The following is a 23,365-nucleotide window of genomic DNA, read 5'->3' as shown; positions in this document are numbered from 1 at the left end:
CATGTGAATAGTTAAGCCTGTCGCCGCGTTCCCTCTTACACTATGCGCTGTTATTCGTTCGTTACTGGAAGTCCAGTCACCTTGTCAGGAGTATTATCGTGATTAGTCTATTCGACATGTTTAAGGTGGGGATTGGTCCCTCATCTTCCCATACTGTAGGGCCTATGAAGGCGGGTAAACAGTTCGTCGATGATCTGGTCGAAAAAGGCTTACTGGATAGCGTTACCCGCGTTGCCGTGGACGTTTATGGTTCACTGTCGCTGACGGGTAAAGGCCACCACACCGATATCGCCATTATTATGGGCCTTGCAGGTAACGAACCTGCCACCGTGGATATCGACAGTATTCCCGGTTTTATTCGCGACGTAGAAGAGCGCGAACGTCTGCTGCTGGCACAGGGACGGCATGAAGTGGATTTCCCACGCGATAACGGGATGCGTTTTCATAACGGTAACCTGCCGCTGCATGAAAACGGCATGCAAATCCACGCGTATAACGGCGATACAGTTGTTTACAGCAAAACTTATTATTCCATCGGCGGCGGTTTTATCGTCGATGAAGAACATTTTGGTCACGATGCCGCCAACGAAGTCAGTGTGCCGTATCCGTTTAAATCCGCCACCGAGCTGCTGGCATACTGTAATGAAACCGGTTATTCCCTTTCCGGTCTGGCAATGCAGAACGAACTGGCGCTGCACAGTAAGAAAGAGATCGACGAGTATTTCGCTCATGTCTGGCAAACCATGCAGGCATGTATCGATCGCGGCATGAACACCGAAGGCGTATTGCCTGGCCCGCTGCGTGTTCCGCGCCGTGCGTCTGCCCTGCGCCGTATGCTGGTTTCCAGCGATAAACTGTCTAACGATCCGATGAATGTCATCGACTGGGTAAACATGTTTGCGCTGGCAGTTAACGAAGAAAACGCAGCGGGGGGGCGTGTGGTAACTGCACCGACTAACGGTGCTTGCGGCATCGTTCCGGCAGTGCTGGCATACTATGACCACTTCATTGAATCGGTCAGCCCTGATATTTATACCCGCTACTTTATGGCGGCCGGAGCGATTGGCGCACTGTACAAAATGAACGCGTCTATTTCCGGTGCGGAAGTCGGTTGCCAGGGCGAAGTGGGCGTTGCCTGTTCAATGGCTGCGGCGGGTCTTGCAGAACTGTTGGGCGGTAGCCCTGAACAGGTTTGCGTGGCGGCAGAAATTGGCATGGAACACAATCTTGGTCTGACTTGCGACCCGGTTGCGGGTCAGGTTCAGGTTCCGTGCATTGAACGTAACGCTATTGCATCAGTGAAGGCGATTAACGCCGCGCGGATGGCTCTGCGTCGTACTAGTGCACCACGCGTCTCACTGGATAAAGTCATCGAAACGATGTACGAAACAGGAAAGGATATGAACGCTAAATATCGCGAAACCTCACGCGGTGGTCTGGCGATTAAAGTCCAGTGTGACTAATACTTTATCCTCGCCCATCTGCAACGGATGGGCGAATTTATCCTCGCTTTCTCGTCTGCTGTAATTTTCCCCACTACACTTCCACTGTTGCGTCAGGCGTTTGTCGCCATACGCTTACCGGGTGGCCCGCATGCAAAAAGCACAACGGATCATTAAAACCTATCGCCGTAATCGAATGATTGTTTGTACGATTTGCGCACTCTTTACGTTTGTGGCAACACTGAGCGTGCGATTTATTTCACAGCGGAACTTAAATCAGCAGCGGGTAGTGCTCTTTGCCAATCACGCCGTTGAGGAATTAGACAAAGTCCTGCTTCCACTTCAGGCGGGTAACAACGTACTGCTTCCCCTGATTGGACTCCCCTGCTCAGTCGCCCATCTCCCCTTACGCAAACAGGCGGCAAAACTGCAAACTGTACGGTCAATTGGCCTGGTGCAAGACGGCACGCTTTATTGTTCCAGCATTTTTGGTTATCGCAATGTTCCTGCTGAAGATATCCAGGCTGATTTACCCGCGCCGCAGCCCCTTTTACGCTTAACTACCGACCGCGTATTAATTAAAGACAGCCCGGTATTGATTCAGTGGACACCTTTACCGGGCAATGGTCGAGATGGCGTGATGGAGATGATCAACATCGACCTGTTGATGGCAATGTTGCTGGAGCCGCAATTACCGCAAATAAGAACGGCCAGCCTGACGGTAGCCGATCGCCATTTACTCTATGATGATGGTCTGGTTGATTCTTTACCTCCGCTTAATGGCAATGAACGTTACCAGGTTTCATCGCAGAATTTTCCTTTTATCATCAGCGTTAGTGGACCTGGTGCGACAGCGCTGGCGTTGCAATATCTTCCCAGCCAGTTTCCACTAGCGGTACTGTTGAGTTTACTGGTGGGGTACATCGCATGGTTGGCCACGGCCCATAGAATGAGCTTTTCACGCGAGATAAATCTCGGGCTGGCGCAGCGCGAATTTGAGTTATTTTGTCAGCCTCTACTCAACGCGCGCTCGCAGCAATGTATTGGTGTAGAGATATTGCTGCGCTGGAATAATCCGCGTCAGGGATGGATCTCGCCGGATGTTTTTATCCCCATTGCGGAAGAACATCACCTGATAGTGCCACTTACCCGTTATGTGATGATGGAAACCATCCGTCAACTCCACGTTTTTCCAATGAGCAGCCAGTTCCACATCGGCATTAACGTCGCCCCCAGCCATTTTCGCCGTGGCGTATTGTTAAAAGATCTCAATCGTTACTGGTTTAGTGCTAACCCGATTCAGCCACTAATCCTCGAAATTACCGAGCGCGATGCCTTACTGGATGTTGATTATCGGATTGCCCGCGAACTGCATCGTAAAAACGTCAAACTGGCGATTGATGACTTCGGCACCGGCAACAGTTCGTTTTCCTGGCTGGAAACGTTACGTCCTGACGTGCTGAAAATTGATAAGTCATTTACCGCAGCTATCGGTTCTGACGCGGTTAACTCAACGGTGACCGATATCATCATCGCGCTGGGGCAAAGACTGAATATTGAACTGGTGGCAGAAGGTGTGGAAACGCAAGAACAAGCGAAGTATTTGCGCCGTCATGGCGTGCATATTTTACAAGGGTATTTGTACGCGCAACCCATGCCGCTGCGTGATTTCCCGAAATGGCTGGCGGGCAGCCAACCGCCGCCCACCCGGCATAATGGGCGCATCACACCCATTATACCGTTACGTTAACGCTTACTCGTCTTCATCGTGCGCCGGTTGCTCTTTAACAATGCGAACCAGATCAACACGATAATCATTGGCTTCTACGATGGTGATATGCAGCGGTCCAACATCGATCACGTCGCCTGCGCGAGGAATGTGACCATTTGCCGAAATTACCAGACCTGCAACCGTCGCAATATCATCATCATCGGTAAGGTGCTCAACATCAAGCGCCTGCTGCAAGGCATGTAAGTCTGTACCACCTTTTACCAGCCAACCGTCGCCATCGATAACAATTTCCGGCGTTTCATCTGCATCCGGGAACTCACCAGCAATGGCTTCCAGTACATCCAGCGGCGTAACCAGACCTTGCACCACACCAAACTCGTTGGTGACGATAACAAAACTACCGCGAGCACGACGCAACACGCCCAGCAGGTTGATCGGGTCGAGGGTTTCCGGAACGATTATCGCCGGAGAAGCCGAAGCAATTGCCGTCACGTCGACACCGACTTCCAGTGCCACCAGCAGTTCTTTGGCACGCACGATACCGATGATTTCATCCAGCTCACCACGACACACCGGAAACAGGCTGTGCGGTGAAGAGAGCAGTTGCTGGCGGATTTCATCAACGCCAAGGTTAGCATCTACCCAACTGATCTCACCGCGTGGCGTCATAATGCCGCGCAGAGAGCGTGACGCCAAAGTCAGTACGCCGTTAATCATATAACGCTCTTCTTCGGCAAAGGCACCTTCTGGAACCGGAATTGGCACCGGGTTATCAGCATCGTGTTGAATATTTGCCTGACGTTTACCCCCCATCAAACGCAGAATGGCATCGGCGGTACGCGCACGCAGCGGTAAAGTCGACTGATGGCGAATAAAATTACGCCGCGCAATCTGGTTAAACACTTCGATGATGATCGAGAAACCAATTGCTGCATACAGGTAGCCTTTTGGAATATGGAAACCAAAACCTTCAGCTACGAGGCTCAGACCAATCATCAACAGGAAGCTCAAACAGAGCACTACAACTGTTGGATGCTGGTTAACGAATCGCGTCAGCGGTTTCGATGCCAGCAGCATAACTGCCATCGCAATCACTACCGCAGCCATCATTACCGGTAGATGGTTGACCATCCCTACGGCAGTAATCACTGCATCCAGCGAGAAGACAGCGTCAAGGATGACAATCTGTGTGACGACCACCCAGAAACTGGCATAACCTTTACCGTGACCAGAGTCATGATCGCGGTTTTCCAGCCGCTCATGCAACTCGGTTGTCGCTTTGAACAGCAAGAATATCCCCCCGAACAACATAATCAGATCGCGCCCGGAGAAAGAAAAATCCATTACGGTAAATAGTGGTTTGGTCAGCGTGACCATCCATGAAATCAGCGATAACAGCCCCAGGCGCATAATCAACGCCAGTGACAGCCCCAACAAACGCGCTTTATCACGTTGTTTCGGCGGCAGTTTATCGGCAAGGATGGCGATAAAAACCAGGTTATCGATACCCAGCACGATTTCAAGGACGACAAGCGTGAGCAGCCCCGCCCAAATCGAGGGGTCCATTAAGAATTCCATGACAAGCTCCTGCTTAAGGAATAGCTAATCGGCGCCAGAAATAATGCAGGCGAAACGAGAAAATACAAACAAAAGGTACGGCAAAAAATGCCAGGAAGGCAGGCGCTATATGGCCTGATGCTGAAGTGACGTCGGTGACGATCCATACTGCGGGCTGCAGCCCTATACTCCTTGGTTGTTAAACGGGAGTTAAACATATCAGAGAGATCTCTGATTTGGCAAAGATTTACCTTCCTTTGCAAATGAATGTGACAACATTTTTTACTCTTTCGGAATTTTGTCAATTCAAAGTTAATTTACGGATCTTCATCACATAAAATATTTTTTTCGATATCTAAAATAAATCGCGAGGCACAGGGGGTTTCTGGTTGTAGCCCTTATCTGAATCGATTCGATTGTGGACGACGATTCAAAAATACATCTGGCACGTTGAGATGTTAACAATAATAAGGAGGTAGCAAGTGACCATTGCTATTGTTATAGGCACACATGGTTGGGCTGCAGAGCAGTTGCTTAAAACGGCAGAGATGCTGTTAGGCGAGCAGGAAAACGTTGGCTGGATCGATTTTGTTCCTGGCGAAAATGCCGAAACGCTAATCGAAAAGTACAACGCTCAGTTGGCAAAACTCGACACCACTAAAGGCGTGCTGTTTCTCGTTGATACATGGGGAGGCAGTCCGTTCAATGCTGCCAGCCGCATTGTCGTCGACAAAGAGCATTATGAAGTGATCGCAGGCGTTAACATTCCAATGTTAGTGGAAACGTTAATGGCTCGTGATGATGACCCAGGCTTTGACGAACTGGTAGCACTGGCCGTAGAAACAGGCCGCGAAGGTGTGAAAGCACTGAAAGCGAAACCAGTTGAAAAAGCAGCACCTGCCCCCGCCGCAGCGGCACCGAAAGCGGCTCCTGCACCGGCAAAACCGATGGGACCAAACGACTATATGGTAATTGGCCTCGCGCGTATCGACGATCGTTTGATTCACGGTCAGGTTGCTACCCGCTGGACCAAAGAAACTAATGTCTCCCGTATCATCGTAGTTAGTGACGAAGTGGCTGCGGATACCGTTCGTAAGACACTACTCACCCAGGTTGCACCTCCCGGCGTAACAGCGCATGTAGTTGATGTCGCCAAAATGATTCGCGTCTACAACAACCCGAAATATGCGGGCGAACGCGTGATGCTGTTATTTACCAACCCGACAGATGTTGAGCGTCTCGTTGAAGGCGGCGTGAAAATCACCTCAGTCAACGTCGGTGGTATGGCATTCCGTCAGGGCAAAACTCAGGTGAATAACGCGGTTTCGGTTGATGAAAAAGATATCGAAGCGTTCAAGAAACTGAATGCGCGCGGTATCGAGCTGGAAGTCCGTAAGGTTTCCACCGACCAGAAACTGAAAATGATGGATCTGATCAGCAAAATCGATAAGTAACGTATTGTGTTGATTATCACTCAGTTTTCACACTTAAGTCTTACGTAAACAGGAGAAGTACAATGGAGATTACCGCTCTTCAAATTGTGCTGGTATTTATCGTAGCCTGTATCGCAGGTATGGGATCAATCCTCGATGAATTTCAGTTTCACCGTCCGCTAATCGCGTGTACCCTGGTGGGTATCGTTCTTGGGGATATGAAAACCGGTATTATTATCGGTGGTACCCTTGAAATGATCGCGCTGGGTTGGATGAACATCGGTGCCGCTGTTGCACCTGACGCCGCCCTGGCTTCTATTATTTCTACCATTCTGGTTATTGCTGGTCATCAGAGCATCGGTGCCGGTATCGCGCTGGCAATCCCTCTGGCAGCAGCAGGCCAGGTTCTTACCATTATCGTTCGTACTATTACCGTTGCCTTCCAGCACGCTGCGGATAAAGCAGCTGAAAACGGTAACCTGACGGCGATTTCATGGATCCACGTTTCGTCTCTGTTCCTGCAAGCTATGCGTGTGGCTATTCCGGCCGTTATCGTTGCGCTTTCTGTTGGTACCAGTGAAGTTCAAAACATGCTGAACGCCATTCCGGAAGTGGTGACCAATGGTCTGAACATTGCCGGTGGCATGATCGTGGTAGTTGGTTATGCGATGGTTATCAACATGATGCGTGCTGGCTACCTGATGCCGTTCTTCTACCTCGGCTTCGTAACCGCAGCATTCACCAACTTTAACCTGGTTGCTCTGGGTGTCATCGGTACCGTTATGGCGGTGCTCTACATTCAGCTGAGCCCGAAATATAACCGTGTCGCCGGTGCGCCAGTTCAGGCTGCTGGTAACAACGATCTCGACAACGAACTGGACTAACAGGTGAGCGAAATGGTTGATACAACTCAAACTACCACTGAGAAAAAACTCACTAAGAGTGATATTCGTGGCGTCTTCCTGCGTTCTAACCTCTTCCAGGGTTCATGGAACTTCGAGCGTATGCAGGCGCTGGGCTTCTGCTTCTCTATGGTGCCGGCGATTCGTCGCCTCTACCCGGAAAATAACGATGCCCGTAAACAGGCGATTAAACGTCACCTCGAATTCTTTAACACCCAACCGTTCGTGGCGGCGCCAATTCTGGGCGTAACCCTGGCGCTGGAAGAACAGCGTGCTAACGGTGCAGAGATCGACGATGGTGCAATCAACGGTATCAAAGTAGGTCTGATGGGTCCGCTGGCAGGTGTAGGCGACCCAATCTTCTGGGGTACGGTACGTCCGGTATTTGCAGCGCTGGGCGCCGGTATCGCGATGAGCGGCAGCCTGTTAGGTCCGTTGCTGTTCTTTATCCTGTTTAACCTGGTGCGTCTGGCAACGCGTTACTACGGCGTAGCATATGGTTACTCCAAGGGCATCGATATCGTTAAAGATATGGGCGGCGGCTTCCTGCAAAAACTGACGGAAGGGGCGTCTATTCTCGGCCTGTTTGTCATGGGGGCATTGGTTAACAAGTGGACACATGTCAATATCCCGCTGGTCGTCTCACGCATCACTGACCAGACGGGTAAAGAGCACGTTACCACTGTACAGACCATTCTTGACCAGTTAATGCCGGGCCTGGTACCGCTGCTGCTGACCTTCGCCTGTATGTGGCTGCTGCGCAAAAAAGTGAACCCGCTGTGGATCATCGTTGGCTTCTTCGTCATCGGTATCGCTGGTTACGCTTGCGGCCTGCTTGGACTGTAAGACTGTTGTACACTACCGGGGCCTTTTGGCCCCGTTTTTTTATCTGGAGGATTAATGACCATCACGGAACTGGTGCTGATTCTGTTCATCGCCGCACTGCTTGCCTTTGCGATATACGATCAGTTCATTATGCCCCGCCGCAATGGCCCCACCCTGCTGGCAATTCCTTTGCTGCGGCGCGGTCGCATCGACAGCGTTATCTTCGTCGGGCTGATTGTCATTCTTATCTACAATAATGTGACCAGTCATGGCGCACAAATTACCACCTGGTTATTAAGTGCTCTGGCGCTGATGGGTTTTTATATATTCTGGATCCGCGTTCCGAAGATCATCTTTAAACAGAAAGGTTTTTTCTTCGCCAATGTCTGGATTGAATATAGCCGGATAAAAGCAATGAACTTATCGGAAGATGGTGTCCTGGTTATGCAATTAGAACAGCGTCGGTTGTTAATCCGCGTTCGAAATATCGACGATCTGGAAAAGATTTATAAACTTCTTATTTCAACTCAATAGGTTATATCTTTAGCCAAAGCTATGTTAAGTGTGTTTTTAATAACCAGACATAGCTTAGGCTATATTATCTCTTCGATCATTTGTTATTTATTTTAACGTTTCATTTATATATAAATCTAAATGAAAATCGTTATCAATGAAGTAATGAAATAATATATTCCAACAGTTGTTTTATATTCTCAAAATATGTTAAGGTTGCGCCCTCATTTGGGGAGTAGCCGATTTCCAGACTCCGGAAATGTACGTGTCAACATACTCGTTGCAAAACGTGGCACGTACGGACTGAACATTTTCAGTCAGGCGAGACCATATGCACATCAATCGCTATGCCTGCATGAGCGCCTCTTGTCGTTCATGTGTGCATGTTTGCGGGGGGCGAAGATGTGTTTTATGGATACCCCGGTCAGGACGTTGTCATGAATATCACTGCTACTGTTCTTCTTGCGTTTGGTATGTCGATGGATGCATTTGCTGCATCAATCGGTAAAGGTGCCACCCTCCATAAACCGAAATTTTCTGAAGCGTTGCGAACCGGCCTTATTTTTGGTGCCGTCGAAACCCTGACGCCGCTGATCGGCTGGGGTATGGGCATGTTAGCCAGCCGCTTTGTCCTCGAATGGAACCACTGGATTGCGTTTGTGCTGCTGATATTCCTCGGCGGGCGAATGATTATTGAGGGTTTTCGTGGCGCAGATGATGAAGATGAAGAACCGCGCCGTCGACACGGTTTCTGGCTACTGGTAACCACCGCGATTGCCACCAGCCTGGATGCCATGGCTGTTGGTGTAGGTCTTGCCTTCCTGCAGGTCAACATTATCGCGACCGCATTGGCCATTGGTTGTGCAACCTTGATTATGTCGACATTAGGGATGATGGTTGGTCGCTTTATCGGCTCAATTATTGGGAAAAAAGCGGAAATTCTCGGCGGGCTGGTACTGATCGGCATCGGCGTCCAGATCCTCTGGACGCACTACCACGGTTAATTTGTTCGCTGCCAGAGGTGAATATTAAAGTCCGTCTGGCAGTCGAATACTTCTTTTGCCGCCAACGTTTGCCAGACATCAGGCTTCGCACGCCAGGCAAACGGCGTCATCTGCAACAATGCAACAGCTTCATCGCCGCGAAGACGCATCGGATACCGCAGTTCATCGCTCTGCTGTAATGCAAAACCTTCCAGTTGTTCAGTATGGGGGGCATGCAGAAGTACTTCGTCGTAAATCAGCCCTTTCAACTCCATTAAATGTCGTGGCCCTGGAGTAACGGTAATTACCCACCCTCCCGGTTTGACGACACGCGCTAACTCTTCTGCTTTGCATGGCGCGTAGATGCGAATAATGGCATCCATACTGGCATCGGCAAAAGGCAGACGGTGGCTGGAAGCGACACAAAAGGTAACCTGCTTATAGCGTTTCGCCGCAGCTTTAATTGCGACCTTAGAGACATCAAGACCAAAGGTTGTCACTACTGGCAAGGCATCGGCAAAAGCATGAGTGTAATACCCTTCCCCACAGCCAATATCCAGTAACGCTGTTGCGTGCTCATTAAGACATCCACGCAATTGAGCGACTATCGCATCACGAAGCGGCTGGTAATGACCGGCATCTAAAAACGCACGTCGCGCCTGCATCATTTCCGCGCTGTCTCCCGGATCGCGGGATCGTTTATATTGAACGGGTAGCAGATTGACATATCCCTCTTTCGCCATATCAAATTGATGCCGCTGCGGACAGATATAGCTATTTTTTTCAAGAGATAGAAGCTGATGGCAAAGTGGACAGGAAAACGACATGAAAACTCCGGCGGGATACTAAATGCCGCAAGTGTAGCGCGAATCGCGCTGCGGGCAAATATTCGAAGGTCGTAAGCGAGCATTAAACAAAGTAAAAAGCCTCGCTTTTTCGACGAGGCTTTATAGCGAGATTGAAGTGCGTTAACACTTCAGATCAGTGAATTCGATCAGATAGCGGTTACGTTAACAGCTGCCGGACCTTTCTGGCCGTCCTGAATTTCGAACTCAACGTTCTGGCCTTCGGCCAGAGTTTTGAAGCCATTACCCTGGATAGCGGAGAAGTGTACGAACACATCTTTGCTGCCATCAGCCGGAGTAATGAAGCCAAAACCTTTAGACTCGTTGAACCACTTAACCTGACCTTTAATCTTTGCCATTTGAAAAATTCCTTAGATTGTTTTCTTCGCCCGCAGGCATTACAGAGATAAAACTGACACATTACTGCTTGAGGCACTAATATAAGGTTCGGCAGAGAAGCGGTATTCAACGACAACGTGTTTACTCAGGACTTCTTTACTGAAAATGCCACACATAAACAGAACTGTACCTCGTTTAACCCAAAGCTGTTATCACATACAACGTTAATTATGGCAAGCCATTTTTAAACATGTCTCGATCAGCTGCACAAATCTCGATGCGCCTTCCACTTTTTTTGCACATTTATGCAACGAACTGCGTGTCGATATATCGAGACACTTAAGCATACCAGTACAAACAGATGCCTGAACTGATGTGGTTTCTAACATAGTTCAATAAGTTCTAATCTTCCAGTTCAGAAATACAATTTAATTCCACAATGTGTGTGATATCACTTTTTATACTATGTAATGATAAAGTGTTATATAACTTTATCTCATAAAACAGTCAGTTAACAACATACATAGATGCAATGCCGATGCCATATTCAAAGCATATTAATAATGTAAAATAAGAAAAAATGATGAATGATAAAAAATGAGAAGAGAAACGTTTCGCTTATAAACAATGCTGTAATTAATCAATATTCCGATGCAAACATCCCAATCAGCAAGTACAAAAAATAACTTTTTCTGATGTCAAAATAAATGAATAAATAACAGAGAAAATAATCAAAATCCAATAAAGGATTAATTTTAATCAATTGCATCATTATAGTGCATGTAAGAATGATGAGATGAGTAACCCATCAACACAGGGTTACTCAAATTGCAGGAAGGATTACCGTTCTGCTACCAGACGAATAATATCTTCATCTTCACCCGTTTTTTGGTTCTCAGTAACCTTTTCATCGGCTTTTTCAGGTTCGTTAGCTTCGCACAAGCGGCGTAACAGTACATTCTGCCGTTTTTGCTGATCCAGCAATGCCTCAAGCAGTTCAATCTGTTCGTTAGTCCGGGAACTGGCACGGTTGATGAAAAACCACAAGATGAGCCCAATAATAAGAACTACTACCGATACAACCAAAGACGCAATGTTCATCACGCCTGAATTTACAACTTCGTTCATTTAACCACCTCTAAGTAGAGGCGCCATTTTACCACTGCTACGCAGGAAGGAAATCTACTGATGAAAAAATGATATCACCATGGGATGAACTGATTGATGGCACAAATTCCGCTGAAAAATTGCACATCCTGATCGCACATTATGTTGAATACCTGCATCCATAGCAGCAAGAAAGCCAGCACAGCGGCAACCAGAACGACCCATCGAAACTTTTTCACTCCAATCTCCGTTTAACCTATCTTCTGCCTTTAAACTATCATGCGTTAGTTAAACAACGTCTAACCATGTCGATATTCGTGCTTTTTCGGAATGATACGCTTGCTTCAGTCCATATTGCCGCTACGATTAAGCAAACAAAAAGAGAAGAGGTCGTAATGCGATTCATCATTCGCACAATTATCTTGATAGCACTGGTATGGACAGGATTATTACTCAGCGGATATGGCGTTCTGATTGGAAGCAAGGAAAATGCTGCCGGGTTAGGGCTGCAATGCACATATCTCACCGCCCGAAGCACAAGCACGGTGCAATATCTTCATACTAAAAGTGGATTTTTGGGGATTACAGATTGCCCGCTGCTACGTAAAAGCAATATCGTCGTCGATAATGATTGATAGATAACGGTACAAATATCCACATCAAAACTAATGGATATAAAGTACTTTCATCTTCTGCTCGAACGATATCACTATTAACATTATTTAATCCACGCTAAATGAAGAACCTGTCTGAATTTTATGCAGACAGGTTCTTATTTTAATCAGAATGGATAGTCGTGATACCCCATTTGTGCGGATATTTTGCGCGCTGCCGTATGCAACATGGCCACATACTCCTGCAAACGTTCTTCAGAAAAACGCAGCGTCGGGAAGGAAATACTCAAGCCGGCAATCACCACGCCAAAGCGGTCAAACACCGGAACGGCGATGCAGCGCAGCCCTTCTTCCTGCTCTTCGTTATCTTCGCCGTATCCCTGCTCACGGACCTGATCTAACACGGGTAATAACGCCTCTGTGCTAGTGATGGTCCGATCGGTGCTGCGTTTATATTCCACGCCCTCAAGAATTTGCTTCACTTCATCGCGATCGCGCCATGCCAGCAGCACCTTACCAATCGCAGTGCTGTACAGCGGATTACGACGGCCAATCCGTGAATACATGCGCAAATTGTACATAGAGTCAATTTTGTGGATGTAAACGATACTGTCTTCATCCAGTGCGCCAAGATGAATGGTTTCTTTGGTCAAACGGGAGATCTCACGCATCTGGATATCAGCACTGCGAATAAGATCGACGTTTTGTAGCGCACGAGCGCCCAGCTCAAATAATTTCAGGGTCAGAGAGTATTTCTCCGACTCCCCTTCCTGCGCGACATAGCCCAAGGTTTTCATGGTCTGTAAAAAGCGATAAACGGTGCTTTTTGACATCATGACGCGCTGTGACAGCTCGGTTATCCCTATTTCGCGCTCTTCGCCCAGCGCCTGCAAAATGCCAAAAACCTTCAGTACGGAAGATACAGAATCAGGTTGTTTATCCAGATCTGCGTTAGCCATTTATCACCTCATTGCGAGTGTTTTATAAAAATTAGAACTGTTTTTTATTATAATTTCGCGCCAGGGTGGTCGCAATCCATCTTTTGCCGGTTAGTTACAATTCTGCGACATTCACCGTGAATATCAGTGCTAAAATCATACCCCTGTTGATTATTACCAAAAGATATAAAATTCCTATGCCAAAAGTTCAGGCCGATGGCCTGCCGTTGCCTCAGCGGTACGGCGCAATATTAACCATTATTATTGGTATTTCGATGGCGGTTCTCGACGGCGCTATCGCTAATGTCGCCTTGCCAACCATTGCAACCGATCTCCACGCCACACCAGCCAGTTCCATCTGGGTGGTGAATGCCTACCAAATCGCGATTGTTATCTCCTTACTCTCGTTCTCTTTTTTGGGCGATATGTTTGGCTATCGACGAATTTATAAATTCGGTCTGGTGGTTTTTCTGCTCTCATCGTTGTTCTGCGCTCTTTCTGATTCACTGCAAATGCTAACCCTGGCGCGTGTAATACAAGGTTTTGGCGGCGCGGCGTTAATGAGCGTCAATACTGCACTCATCCGCTTAATCTACCCACAACGTTTTCTGGGGCGAGGGATGGGAATTAACTCTTTTATCGTCGCCGTCTCCTCCGCTGCCGGGCCGACGATCGCCGCCGCAATTCTTTCAATTGCGTCCTGGAAGTGGTTATTTTTAATTAACGTACCGTTGGGTATTATCGCCCTACTCTTGGCAATGCGTTTTCTGCCGCCAAATGGTTCTCGTGCCAGTAAGCCGCGGTTTGACCTGCCCAGCGCCGTGATGAATGCGCTGACATTTGGCCTGCTTATTACTGCATTGAGTGGTTTTGCTCAGGGGCAATCACTGACGCTGATCGGTGCTGAACTGGCGGTAATGATTATTGTTGGTATTTTCTTTATTCGCCGCCAGCTTTCCCTTCCTGTTCCACTGCTACCGGTGGATTTACTGCGTATTCCGCTGTTTACACTATCAATTTGTACCTCCATTTGTTCTTTCTGCGCGCAAATGCTGGCGATGGTTTCCCTGCCTTTTTATTTGCAAACCGTACTTGGACGTAGTGAAGTTGAGACAGGTTTGCTCCTGACCCCGTGGCCGTTGGCAACGATGGTAATGGCTCCGCTGGCAGGTTATTTGATAGAGCGCGTCCATGCAGGATTGCTTGGTGCTTTAGGGCTGTTCATCATGGCCGCGGGACTTTTTTCTCTGGTCCTGTTGCCAGCTTCGCCTGCCGATATCAATATCATCTGGCCGATGATCTTATGCGGTGCAGGCTTTGGGTTATTCCAGTCCCCCAATAATCACACCATTATTACCTCCGCCCCGCGTGAGCGTAGCGGTGGTGCCAGTGGAATGTTGGGTACAGCGCGTCTGCTTGGTCAGAGTAGCGGTGCAGCTCTGGTGGCGCTGATGTTGAATCAGTTTGGTGATAATGGTACGCACGTCTCGCTGACGGCTGCGGCTATTCTGGCAGTGATCGCCGCCTGTGTCAGTGGTTTACGCATTACCCAACCGCGCGCACAAGGCTAAAAAAAAGCGCGTCAACCAGGACGCGCTTTTTTATAATTTACTGCAAATTACTTCAGGTATTCACCGGTACGCAGGGCTTCAATACGTTTATCCAGCGGCGGGTGAGTCATGAACAGCTCACTCAGCGATTTGGACTTACCATTGATACAAAAAGCCATCATGCTGGTTGCTTCCTGCGGCTCATAGCTGGTTTTCAGACGCTGCAGCGCAGCAATCATTTTCTCACGACCAACCAGTTTGGCTGAACCTGCATCGGCATGGAATTCACGGTGACGCGAGAACCACATGGTGATAATGCTCGCCAGAATACCAAATACCAGCTCCAGCACCGTCGCAACCGCAAAGTAGATCAGCGGGTTGCCGTTGCTCTCTTCACCTTCATCACGGTTACCGCCCATAAAGCCCGCGGCAAGCTGCGCCAGAATACGTGAAATAAAGATAACGAAGGTGTTTACCACGCCCTGAATCAGCGTCATGGTAACCATGTCACCATTCGCAATGTGGCTAATTTCGTGGGCAATTACCGCCTCGGCTTCATCCGGGCTCATGTTCTGCAGCAAACCGGTGCTGACAGCAACCAGAGAGGCATCACGACGAGCACCTGTCGCAAAGGCGTTGATATCCGGCGCATGGTAGATAGCTACTTGCGGCATAGCAATCCCCGCCTGACGGGCCTGGGTTGCTACAGTATTGACCAGCCAACGTTCCCTTTCGTTACGCGGTTGCTCGATCACTTCCCCGCCAACAGATCGTAATGCCATCCATTTGGACATCAGAAGCGAAACGAAGGAACCACCAAAACCGAACAGCAAGGCCATAATCATCAGCCCCTGAACGCTGCTCGACTGTATCCCTGTCAGGCTCAGTACCAGCCCGAAAACGACCATGACGGCCAGGTTCGTTAGCAGGAAGAGCGCGATTCGCATCATAATTTTCTTTTTACCTCAGTTTAACAAAACGCAATATGCGATACCCACATCGTATGGGTTACGCGACTATTTTCAAGTCTGGATAGAGCGTAAGTCACCAGAAAGACACAACTTTACATTTTGTAGCATCTGATTTACGGCATCTTGCCACTGTTAAAAAATCAGGCACAATTTCTTGTGCCTGATTGATGTTACTTGACGGGAGCGGGCTGTTCCGCTGGTCTGGATTTTTCCAGCTTCGCCAGATCGAGTGCGATATTCACTGTCTCGTCCAGATACGGATCTGGCTCCTTGTAATCTTTTGGCAAATCATCCAGTTTCTTTAACTCCGGTTTGCCTTCGCGTTTAAAGCGATCGTTCAAGCGCGCCAGACGCATCGCATCATCTTCATTGTTCTCTTTCTCACGCACAGCGTAATTCAGAGAAACAATATTGCGTTTGTCCTTCATGGCATTGAAACGAGCAATATCCTTCATGATGTTCTGGAATTCAGGATCCTTCGCGATGCGCGCATTATGTTCCTTCAGCAATTCCGGCTCAAACGCCGATAAATCGCCTGATTTCACATAGGTTGCAGCATCAATGCTATCCCACGGCAGCGCGTTATCTTCGAATTTCTCTCCCGTTTCCGTCTCTTCATTGCCCGTCGGCATGATGATATCAGGCGTCACCCCCTTACGTTGGGTACTGCCACCGTTAACGCGATAGAATTTCTGGATTGTATACTGCACTGACCCCAGCGCCAGCCATTCAGGACGTAACATCTGATCGTAGATACGATTCAGAGAACGATACTGCTGGACAGTGCCTTTGCCGAATGTTGGTTCGCCCACAACCAGCGCGCGACCGTAATCCTGCATCGCGGCGGCAAAGATTTCTGAAGCCGAAGCACTGAATCGGTCAACCAATACCACCAGCGGGCCTTTATAGAACACCTGGCCGTCGGTATCACTGTCCTCGCGGACTTTACCATTGTTATCACGGACCTGAACAATCGGACCGGAAGGAATGAACAAACCAGAGAGCGATACTGCCTCGGTCAGCGCCCCGCCGCCATTGCTACGCAGGTCGATGACGACGCTGCTGACATTCTGTTTTTCCAGCTTCTGCAACTGAACTTTGACATCGTCTGTCAAGCCAACATAGAAGCCTGGAATATCCAGTACGCCCACTTTTTCTTTGCCGACGGTCTTCACGGACATTTTAACTGCGCGGTCTTCCAGACGAATGCGTTCACGCGTCAGTGTTACCGTACGAGTTTTAGTCCCTTTACCGGCAGGTAAAATTTCTAAACGAACTTTACTGCCTTTCGGCCCTTTGATTAAGGCGACGACATCATCAAGACGCCAGCCAATCACGTCAACCATCGGCTTGCCGGTTTGACCAACACCGACAATTTTGTCACCAACGCTGATAGCTTTACTCTTCGCTGCCGGGCCACCTGCCACCATCGAATTGATAACGGTGTAGTCATCATCCATTTGCAGCACCGCACCAATACCTTCCAACGACAAGCTCATTTCAGTATTGAACTGTTCGGTATTACGCGGGGAAAGGTAGTTGGTATGCGGATCAATTTCGCGCGCAAACGCTGTCATTGCCAGCGAGAACACATCTTCACTGTTAGTTTGCGCCAGTCGGCGAATGGCAAATTTGTAGCGCCGAGTCAGGGTTTCACGAATTTCTTTATCCGTTTTTCCTGTCAGCTTCAGACTTAACTCGTCGAATTTGACTTTGCTGTCCCACAGCGCGTTCAACTCGGCCTCGTTTTTCGGCCAGGGCGCTTTGCTGCGGTCCAGGTTATAAGTGTCGTTGCCGGTAAAATCCATCGGTTTTTCCAGTACCGATAAGGCGTACTGGTAACGTTCAAAACGGCGTTTTTGCGCCAGATTGTAAAGATCGTAGAAAACGTCAAGTTTACCGGAGCGCAGTTCATCGCCCAGCTCATTTTTCTTTTTCGCGAACTGTTCAACATCGCTTGCCAGCAGCACATTGTGGCTGTAATCAAGCAGGTTCAGGTAGCGGTCAAAGATTTTGGCCGAGAATGCCTGATCGAGGTCGAACTGGCGATAATGGGAGCGGGTAAAGCGCGACGTTACGCGCTCACTCACCGTCGCATGCTGCGTCTCTTCCTTTAATACCGGAATCTGATCAGCACGCGTAATATCTTCTACTGCGAAGGTCTGGCCTGCTATTGCAAGCAGGCCAGCTAACGCGGTAAGCCTAAAAAACATGTTCATGCCTGGCCCGGCCTCCGTTTCAGAACACCAGGTGTTCTGCGCGCACAATCAAAGACATACCCGAATTCAGCTGGACGCGGACGCCGTCTTTGGTGATTTCTAATACGGTGGCATCCATCGCATTTTGACCAGCTTTCACCTTCAGGGCTTGTCCGACAGTCAGAGCTGAAATGTCAGAAACTGGGGTGTGCTGTTCTTCGCGAGGTGCTTTTACTGTTTTTGGCGCTTTCTCAGCCGGTTTCTGCGCGCGAGGTTTGCGCTCGGCGCCTTCTTTACGGCGTTGCGCGGCAGGACGTGGCTTGCGTTCGCGGCGTGGTGCGTCTTCTTTCTCACCTGCAGCTGCGGCAGCTTCGCGTTTTTTCGCCTGCTGTTCGGCACGCTGCGCCTGGACGCGCGCTTTCGCTTCTTCAAGCTGCTTGCGAGCATGTTCTACATGCTGCTCGTCCAGCTCACCGCATGGGTTGCCGTCGAGATCGACACGCGTCGCGCCTGGTTTAACGCCATACAGATAGCGCCAGCTCGAAGTGTAGAGACGTAAAGCGGATCGCAGTTGCGTTTTGCTAAGGTTCATTTCCCCAGCAACGCGATCGACCAAATCCTGAAAAATACCGATTTTCAGCGGACGCGCTTCACCTTCCGCACTGAAACAGTGGGGAAAACGTTCGGCCAGAAACGCGATTACTTCTTTACTGCTATTCAACTTAGGTTGATTTTCCATGAAATTTCCTGATTACAACGGACGTAGCCAACAAGCGCAGGCATGAACAGGCGTCATTATAATGACGTCATCAGTAAATGCTACGTTATCCGTTGATTATCCTGCGACGCTCGCAAAGAATTTTTTGTAATCCGTCGTTGCAAGCACCTTTTCAAGCTGTGCCACAAGCTGACGTAAGCCTTGCTCGTCCTCGTCTGTAAAGCGACCGAAGACAGTACTGTCGATATCGAGAACGCCAATAATCTGATTTTTCACCACCAACGGCAGAACGATTTCAGAATTACTCGCCGCATCACAGGCGATATGCCCATCAAAGGCGTGAACATCCTCGATTCGCTGTACTTCATTGCGGGCAACTGCAGTGCCACACACGCCACGCCCTACCGGGATCCGTACGCAGGCAATTTTGCCCTGAAACGGCCCGAGTACCAGCGTATCGTCCTCAAGTAAATAAAACCCAGCCCAGTTTACGTCAGTCAGACGCTCGTATAACAAAGCACTGGTATTCGCCAGCGTTGCCAGAAAACTGGTTTCTCCCGCCATCAACGCATTAAAGTCGCGGTTTAAGTCCGCGTAAAATTCTGTTTTGTTCATTATATAATCACTTAGTTGTCTTACCTGGAACTGCCAGCCTATTAAAATAAGCATTAAATGCGTTAATGCTCAAGATCATTCCCATCATGGGTTAAGATAAATGTTAATTCTTATCACATTTGGCATGTCATGGCTCTTAACACCCCACAAATTACGCCGACAAAAAAGATAACAGTGAGCGCAATTGGCGAGGAACTACCGCGTGGTGATTATCAGCGTTGCCCGCAATGTGACATGCTGTTTAGCCTGCCCGAGATAAATTCTCACCAGAGTGCCTATTGCCCGCGCTGTCAGGCGAAAATTCGCGATGGGCGTGACTGGTCGCTCACAAGGCTGGCTGCAATGGCTTTTACTATGTTGTTGCTTATGCCGTTTGCCTGGGGCGAACCTCTATTACATATCTGGCTGTTAGGTATCCGTATCGACGCCAATGTAATGCAAGGCATCTGGCAAATGACCAAACAGGGCGATGCGATAACCGGCGCAATGGTGTTTTTCTGCGTTATAGGTGCACCTCTCATACTGGTGACCTCTATTGCTTATTTATGGTTTGGCAATCGGCTGGGAATGAATTTACGCCCGGTGTTGCTGATGCTGGAGCGACTAAAAGAGTGGGTAATGCTGGATATCTATCTGGTCGGCATTGGCGTTGCTTCTATAAAGGTACAGGATTACGCCCATATCCAGGCGGGCGTCGGGCTATTCTCTTTTTTCGCGCTGGTGATTTTAACAACGGTGACGTTGTCACATCTTAATGTTGAACAGCTGTGGGAGCGATTTTATCCGCAGCGCCCTGCCACGCGTAGGGACGAGAAATTACGCGTTTGCCTGGGTTGTCACTTTACCGGCTATCCCGATCCGCGCGGTCGTTGTCCCCGTTGCCATATCCCACTTCGCTTGCGTCGCCATCATAGTATTCAAAAATGCTGGGCTGCTCTTTTGGCTTCAATTGTCTTGTTGTTACCTGCCAACCTGCTGCCTATTTCGATCATCTACCTGAACGGTGGACGACAAGAAGATACGATTCTTTCCGGAATTATGTCGCTGGCGAACAGCAATATTGCAGTTGCCGGCATTGTTTTTATCGCCAGTATCCTGGTGCCGTTCACCAAAGTGATCGTCATGTTTACTTTACTGGTAAGCATTCATTTTAAATGCCAGCAAGGCTTACGCACGCGGATTTTGCTATTGCGGATGGTGACCTGGATTGGCCGCTGGTCGATGCTCGATCTGTTTGTCATTTCATTAACCATGTCGCTGATTAATCGCGATCAGATCCTCGCTTTTACTATGGGACCCGCTGCGTTTTATTTCGGCGCAGCGGTTATTTTGACTATTCTTGCTGTGGAATGGCTGGACAGTCGCTTACTTTGGGATGCACATGAGTCAGGAAACGCCCGCTTCGACGACTGAAGCGCAAATTAAAACTAAACGCCGTATCTCACCTTTCTGGCTGTTGCCGTTCATCGCGCTAATGATTGCCGGTTGGCTGATTTGGGGTAGTTATCAGGATAGAGGCAATACCGTCACCATCGACTTTATGTCGGCAGACGGCATTGTTCCGGGTCGCACGCCTGTTCGTTATCAGGGCGTTGAAGTCGGCACGGTGCAGGATGTCAGCCTCAGCGACGATCTACGAAAGATTGAAGTCAAGGTCAGCATCAAGTCCGATATGAAAGATGCCCTGCGCGAAGAGACACAGTTCTGGCTGGTGACGCCGAAAGCCTCACTGGCAGGTGTTTCCGGGCTGGATGCGCTGGTCGGCGGTAACTATATCGGCATGATGCCGGGTAAAGGTAAAGAGCAGGATCACTTTGTGGCGCTCGATACCCAGCCAAAGTATCGGCTGGATAATGGTGATCTGATGATCCACCTGCAAGCCCCCGATCTCGGTTCATTGAACAGCGGTTCGCTGGTCTATTTCCGTAAAATTCCGGTGGGACGCGTCTATGACTATGCAATCAATCCCAATAAGCAAGGCGTGGTGATTGATGTCCTGATTGAGCGGCGTTTCACCGATTTGGTGAAAAAAGGCAGCCGCTTCTGGAACGTTTCCGGCGTTGATGCCAATGTCAGTATCAGTGGCGCGAAGGTAAAACTGGAAAGTCTGGCTGCCCTGGTTAACGGTGCGATTGCCTTCGATTCACCAGAAGAGTCGAAACCTGCCGATCCGGAAGATACCTTTGGTCTGTATGAGGATCTCGCCCACAGCCAGCGTGGGGTGATCATAAAGCTGGATCTACCAGGTGGAGCCGGATTAAACGCCGATTCAACGCCGCTCATGTACCAGGGACTGGAAGTCGGGCAACTGACCAAACTGAATTTAAACCCAGGTGGCAAAGTCACCGGAGAAATGACCGTTGATCCCAGCGTCGTCACTCTGCTTCGTGAAAACACCCGCATCGAATTACGTAACCCGAAGTTATCCCTCAGCGATGCCAATCTCAGCGCCCTGCTGACCGGCAAAACGTTCGAACTGGTACCGGGTGATGGCGAACCACGCAAAGAGTTTGTCGTTGTGCCTGGCGAGAAAGCTTTACTGCATGAACCCGATGTTCTGACGCTAACCCTGACAGCACCAGAAAGCTATGGAATTGATGCCGGTCAGCCGCTCATTCTTCACGGCGTACAGGTAGGTCAGGTTATCGACCGTAAACTCACCAGCAAAGGCGTGACATTTACCGTCGCTATCGAACCCCAGCATCGCGAACTGGTAAAAGGCGACAGCAAATTTGTCGTTAATAGTCGTGTCGACGTGAAAGTGGGTCTGGATGGTGTCGAGTTTCTCGGTGCCAGCGCCTCAGAATGGCTCAACGGCGGGATCCGTATTCTGCCAGGCGACAAAGGTGAGATGAAAACCAGTTACCCACTGTACGCCAATCTGGAAAAAGCCCTCGAAAATAGTCTTAGCGATTTACCTACCACGACCGTGAGTTTAAGTGCGGAGACACTGCCGGATGTGCAGGCAGGGTCGGTAGTGCTGTACCGTAAATTTGAGGTCGGTGAAGTGATTACCGTACGTCCACGGGCCAATGCGTTCGATATCGATCTGCACATTAAACCGGAATATCGCAACCTGCTGACCAGCAACAGCGTGTTCTGGGCTGAAGGTGGCGCGAAAGTTCAACTTAACGGCAGCGGCCTGACCGTTCAGGCGTCACCGCTTTCGCGGGCGTTAAAGGGAGCCATCAGCTTCGATAATCTCAGCGGTGCCAGCGCCAGCCAACGTAAAGGCGATAAGCGGATTTTGTATGCTTCCGAAACAGCGGCTCGTGCGGTTGGCGGGCAGATTACGCTCCACGCTTTCGATGCCGGAAAACTGGCGGTCGGTATGCCAATTCGCTATCTCGGTATTGATATCGGGCAAATCCAGACTCTGGATCTGATCACCGCGCGCAATGAAGTACAGGCAAAGGCGGTGCTCTATCCTGAATATGTCCAGACCTTTGCGCGCGGTGGTACACGCTTCTCAGTGGTCACACCGCAAATTTCGGCAGCAGGCGTTGAGCATCTTGATACGATCCTCCAGCCGTATATCAACGTCGAACCAGGTCGGGGTAATCCTCGCCGTGACTTTGAATTGCAAGAAGCTACCATTACTGATTCGCGTTACCTTGATGGCTTAAGCATTATTGTTGAAGCGCCGGAAGCCGGTTCGTTAGGTGTTGGTACGCCAGTACTGTTCCGTGGTCTGGAAGTAGGTACAGTCACCGGAATGACGCTGGGGACATTGTCAGATCGCGTGATGATTGCGATGCGCATCAGTAAACGTTACCAGCACCTGGTACGTAACAATTCCGTCTTCTGGCTAGCTTCGGGCTACAGTCTGGACTTCGGTCTGACGGGCGGCGTGGTGAAAACCGGTACCTTTAACCAGTTTATCCGTGGGGGTATCGCCTTCGCCACGCCTCCAGGTACACCGCTGGCACCGAAAGCCCAGGAAGGCAAACACTTCCTGTTGCAGGAAAGTGAACCGAAAGAGTGGCGTGAATGGGGAACAGCACTCCCCCGATAAGCCACATTGCTCCGGCGTGCCTGCGCCGGAGCGTTTATGCTAAACTGCGCGCCTGTTTTTTTGCCAGT

Annotated in this window: 23 protein-coding genes; 11 read left to right on the top strand and 12 right to left on the bottom strand. The window is 49.4% G+C overall.

All coding sequences use genetic code 11. The features are described from left to right. Positions 1–98: 98 nt before the first annotated feature. Together sdaA and FEK43_RS12550 are read left to right on the top strand one after the other, a co-directional pair. On the top strand, positions 99–1,463 hold the full coding sequence (gene sdaA, locus FEK43_RS12555; protein WP_130208430.1) for an L-serine ammonia-lyase: 1,365 nt from the start codon (positions 99–101) through the stop codon (positions 1,461–1,463). A 130-nt stretch (positions 1,464–1,593) separates the two neighbouring features. Then, entirely contained in the window at positions 1,594–3,192 is a 1,599-nt protein-coding gene (locus tag FEK43_RS12550; protein ID WP_130259894.1) for a cyclic diguanylate phosphodiesterase, read from the top strand. A gap of 3 nt (positions 3,193–3,195) precedes the next feature. On the opposite strand, the gene yoaE is transcribed toward FEK43_RS12550, so the two are convergent. Both yoaE and FEK43_RS23335 read right to left on the bottom strand, forming a co-directional pair. Then, positions 3,196–4,752: a CNNM family cation transport protein YoaE gene (gene yoaE / locus FEK43_RS12545; protein WP_131161137.1), complete on the bottom strand. Its 1,557-nt coding sequence runs from the start codon at positions 4,750–4,752 to the stop codon at positions 3,196–3,198. Next, positions 4,740–4,898, bottom strand: coding sequence for a hypothetical protein (locus FEK43_RS23335; protein ID WP_276320326.1), 159 nt, complete (start codon positions 4,896–4,898; stop codon positions 4,740–4,742). Before FEK43_RS23335 ends, yoaE begins: the two co-directional genes overlap by 13 nt. 315 nt (positions 4,899–5,213) lie before the next feature. Here FEK43_RS23335 and manX point away from each other — a divergent pair, with 315 nt between their 5' ends. The 5 genes from manX (at position 5,214) to mntP (ending at position 9,408) form a co-directional block, all read left to right on the top strand. Continuing rightward, a complete protein-coding gene (gene manX, locus FEK43_RS12540; RefSeq protein WP_135407039.1) occupies positions 5,214–6,185 on the top strand; it encodes a PTS mannose transporter subunit IIAB in 972 nt (323 codons plus the stop codon). 62 nt (positions 6,186–6,247) lie between these two features. Beyond that, positions 6,248–7,048 carry a PTS mannose transporter subunit IIC gene (gene manY / locus FEK43_RS12535; protein WP_064529241.1) on the top strand — a complete coding sequence of 267 codons (801 nt, stop codon included), beginning with the start codon at positions 6,248–6,250 and terminating at the stop codon, positions 7,046–7,048. A gap of 12 nt (positions 7,049–7,060) precedes the next feature. Further along, complete coding sequence (gene manZ / locus FEK43_RS12530) at positions 7,061–7,912, top strand: PTS mannose transporter subunit IID (RefSeq protein WP_130208438.1); 852 nt, start codon at positions 7,061–7,063, stop codon at positions 7,910–7,912. Between the two features lie 54 nt (positions 7,913–7,966). Beyond that, the gene (locus FEK43_RS12525) at positions 7,967–8,425 is read left to right on the top strand and encodes a DUF986 family protein (protein ID WP_130236649.1); all 459 of its coding nucleotides are present in this window, start codon (positions 7,967–7,969) and stop codon (positions 8,423–8,425) included. Positions 8,426–8,841: 416 nt separating this feature from the next. Beyond that, entirely contained in the window at positions 8,842–9,408 is a 567-nt protein-coding gene (gene mntP / locus FEK43_RS12520) for a manganese efflux pump MntP (RefSeq protein ID WP_001353153.1), read from the top strand. On the opposite strand, the gene rlmA is transcribed toward mntP, so the two are convergent. From rlmA to mgrB, 5 genes are all read right to left on the bottom strand, one after another. After that, positions 9,405–10,214, bottom strand: a complete 810-nt coding sequence (gene rlmA / locus FEK43_RS12515; protein WP_135407041.1) for a 23S rRNA (guanine(745)-N(1))-methyltransferase — start codon at positions 10,212–10,214, stop codon at positions 9,405–9,407. The genes mntP and rlmA overlap by 4 nt on opposite strands. A 167-nt stretch (positions 10,215–10,381) precedes the next feature. Then, a complete protein-coding gene (cspE, locus tag FEK43_RS12510; protein WP_001062678.1) occupies positions 10,382–10,591 on the bottom strand; it encodes a transcription antiterminator/RNA stability regulator CspE in 210 nt (69 codons plus the stop codon). 39 nt (positions 10,592–10,630) lie between these two features. Continuing rightward, the gene (locus tag FEK43_RS12505; RefSeq protein ID WP_064529246.1) at positions 10,631–10,747 is read right to left on the bottom strand and encodes a DUF2627 domain-containing protein; all 117 of its coding nucleotides are present in this window, start codon (positions 10,745–10,747) and stop codon (positions 10,631–10,633) included. Positions 10,748–11,411: 664 nt separating this feature from the next. Continuing rightward, positions 11,412–11,699, bottom strand: a complete 288-nt coding sequence (locus FEK43_RS12500) for a YebO family protein (protein WP_130208447.1) — start codon at positions 11,697–11,699, stop codon at positions 11,412–11,414. Between the two features lie 74 nt (positions 11,700–11,773). Further along, complete coding sequence (gene mgrB / locus FEK43_RS12495) at positions 11,774–11,917, bottom strand: PhoP/PhoQ regulator MgrB (protein WP_130208449.1); 144 nt, start codon at positions 11,915–11,917, stop codon at positions 11,774–11,776. A gap of 156 nt (positions 11,918–12,073) precedes the next feature. Between mgrB and FEK43_RS12490 the strand changes: the two genes are divergently transcribed. Next, entirely contained in the window at positions 12,074–12,313 is a 240-nt protein-coding gene (locus tag FEK43_RS12490; protein WP_130208729.1) for a YobH family protein, read from the top strand. Between the two features lie 146 nt (positions 12,314–12,459). Here the strand turns inward: FEK43_RS12490 and kdgR are convergent, their stop codons facing one another. After that, positions 12,460–13,251, bottom strand: a complete 792-nt coding sequence (gene kdgR / locus FEK43_RS12485) for a DNA-binding transcriptional regulator KdgR (protein WP_096849880.1) — start codon at positions 13,249–13,251, stop codon at positions 12,460–12,462. Positions 13,252–13,427: 176 nt separating this feature from the next. On the opposite strand from kdgR, the gene FEK43_RS12480 reads away from it, so the two are divergent. Further along, positions 13,428–14,801 (top strand): MFS transporter, encoded by a 1,374-nt coding sequence (locus FEK43_RS12480; protein WP_130208451.1) that lies wholly within the window; start codon positions 13,428–13,430, stop codon positions 14,799–14,801. 47 nt (positions 14,802–14,848) lie between these two features. Here the strand turns inward: FEK43_RS12480 and htpX are convergent, their stop codons facing one another. The 4 genes from htpX to msrC form a co-directional block, all read right to left on the bottom strand. Continuing rightward, positions 14,849–15,730 carry a protease HtpX gene (gene htpX, locus FEK43_RS12475; RefSeq protein ID WP_000984517.1) on the bottom strand — a complete coding sequence of 294 codons (882 nt, stop codon included), beginning with the start codon at positions 15,728–15,730 and terminating at the stop codon, positions 14,849–14,851. A gap of 191 nt (positions 15,731–15,921) precedes the next feature. Continuing rightward, positions 15,922–17,970, bottom strand: coding sequence for a carboxy terminal-processing peptidase (gene prc / locus FEK43_RS12470; protein WP_135407043.1), 2,049 nt, complete (start codon positions 17,968–17,970; stop codon positions 15,922–15,924). 19 nt (positions 17,971–17,989) lie between these two features. After that, positions 17,990–18,688 carry an RNA chaperone ProQ gene (proQ, locus tag FEK43_RS12465; protein WP_000431365.1) on the bottom strand — a complete coding sequence of 233 codons (699 nt, stop codon included), beginning with the start codon at positions 18,686–18,688 and terminating at the stop codon, positions 17,990–17,992. 96 nt (positions 18,689–18,784) lie between these two features. After that, positions 18,785–19,282, bottom strand: coding sequence for an L-methionine (R)-S-oxide reductase (msrC, locus tag FEK43_RS12460; RefSeq protein ID WP_130208455.1), 498 nt, complete (start codon positions 19,280–19,282; stop codon positions 18,785–18,787). A 129-nt stretch (positions 19,283–19,411) separates the two neighbouring features. Between msrC and yebS the strand changes: the two genes are divergently transcribed. Continuing rightward, the gene (gene yebS / locus FEK43_RS12455) at positions 19,412–20,695 is read left to right on the top strand and encodes a membrane integrity lipid transport subunit YebS (RefSeq protein WP_130223519.1); all 1,284 of its coding nucleotides are present in this window, start codon (positions 19,412–19,414) and stop codon (positions 20,693–20,695) included. Further along, positions 20,664–23,297 carry a lipid-binding membrane homeostasis protein YebT gene (yebT, locus tag FEK43_RS12450; RefSeq protein WP_131161133.1) on the top strand — a complete coding sequence of 878 codons (2,634 nt, stop codon included), beginning with the start codon at positions 20,664–20,666 and terminating at the stop codon, positions 23,295–23,297. The genes yebS and yebT overlap by 32 nt, the downstream gene beginning before the upstream one ends. Positions 23,298–23,365 lie beyond the last annotated feature (68 nt).

The organism is Escherichia sp. E2562, assembly GCF_005781075.1.
In the GTDB taxonomy this organism is placed as follows: domain Bacteria; phylum Pseudomonadota; class Gammaproteobacteria; order Enterobacterales; family Enterobacteriaceae; genus Escherichia.
This window is presented reverse-complemented; position numbering and strand designations above follow the sequence as displayed.

Coding starts and splice junctions, on each gene's coding strand:
- FEK43_RS12550 (WP_130259894.1), top strand. CDS start 1,594: ATGCAAAAAGCACAACGGATCATTAAAACCTATCGCCGTAATCGAATG.
- yoaE (WP_131161137.1), bottom strand. CDS start 4,752: ATGGAATTCTTAATGGACCCCTCGATTTGGGCGGGGCTGCTCACGCTT.
- FEK43_RS23335 (WP_276320326.1), bottom strand. CDS start 4,898: ATGGATCGTCACCGACGTCACTTCAGCATCAGGCCATATAGCGCCTGC.
- manY (WP_064529241.1), top strand. CDS start 6,248: ATGGAGATTACCGCTCTTCAAATTGTGCTGGTATTTATCGTAGCCTGT.
- manZ (WP_130208438.1), top strand. CDS start 7,061: ATGGTTGATACAACTCAAACTACCACTGAGAAAAAACTCACTAAGAGT.
- FEK43_RS12525 (WP_130236649.1), top strand. CDS start 7,967: ATGACCATCACGGAACTGGTGCTGATTCTGTTCATCGCCGCACTGCTT.
- mntP (WP_001353153.1), top strand. CDS start 8,842: ATGAATATCACTGCTACTGTTCTTCTTGCGTTTGGTATGTCGATGGAT.
- rlmA (WP_135407041.1), bottom strand. CDS start 10,214: ATGTCGTTTTCCTGTCCACTTTGCCATCAGCTTCTATCTCTTGAAAAA.
- cspE (WP_001062678.1), bottom strand. CDS start 10,591: ATGGCAAAGATTAAAGGTCAGGTTAAGTGGTTCAACGAGTCTAAAGGT.
- FEK43_RS12505 (WP_064529246.1), bottom strand. CDS start 10,747: ATGTGTGGCATTTTCAGTAAAGAAGTCCTGAGTAAACACGTTGTCGTT.
- FEK43_RS12500 (WP_130208447.1), bottom strand. CDS start 11,699: ATGAACGAAGTTGTAAATTCAGGCGTGATGAACATTGCGTCTTTGGTT.
- FEK43_RS12490 (WP_130208729.1), top strand. CDS start 12,074: ATGCGATTCATCATTCGCACAATTATCTTGATAGCACTGGTATGGACA.
- kdgR (WP_096849880.1), bottom strand. CDS start 13,251: ATGGCTAACGCAGATCTGGATAAACAACCTGATTCTGTATCTTCCGTA.
- FEK43_RS12480 (WP_130208451.1), top strand. CDS start 13,428: ATGCCAAAAGTTCAGGCCGATGGCCTGCCGTTGCCTCAGCGGTACGGC.
- htpX (WP_000984517.1), bottom strand. CDS start 15,730: ATGATGCGAATCGCGCTCTTCCTGCTAACGAACCTGGCCGTCATGGTC.
- prc (WP_135407043.1), bottom strand. CDS start 17,970: ATGAACATGTTTTTTAGGCTTACCGCGTTAGCTGGCCTGCTTGCAATA.
- proQ (WP_000431365.1), bottom strand. CDS start 18,688: ATGGAAAATCAACCTAAGTTGAATAGCAGTAAAGAAGTAATCGCGTTT.
- msrC (WP_130208455.1), bottom strand. CDS start 19,282: ATGAACAAAACAGAATTTTACGCGGACTTAAACCGCGACTTTAATGCG.
- yebS (WP_130223519.1), top strand. CDS start 19,412: ATGGCTCTTAACACCCCACAAATTACGCCGACAAAAAAGATAACAGTG.
- yebT (WP_131161133.1), top strand. CDS start 20,664: ATGAGTCAGGAAACGCCCGCTTCGACGACTGAAGCGCAAATTAAAACT.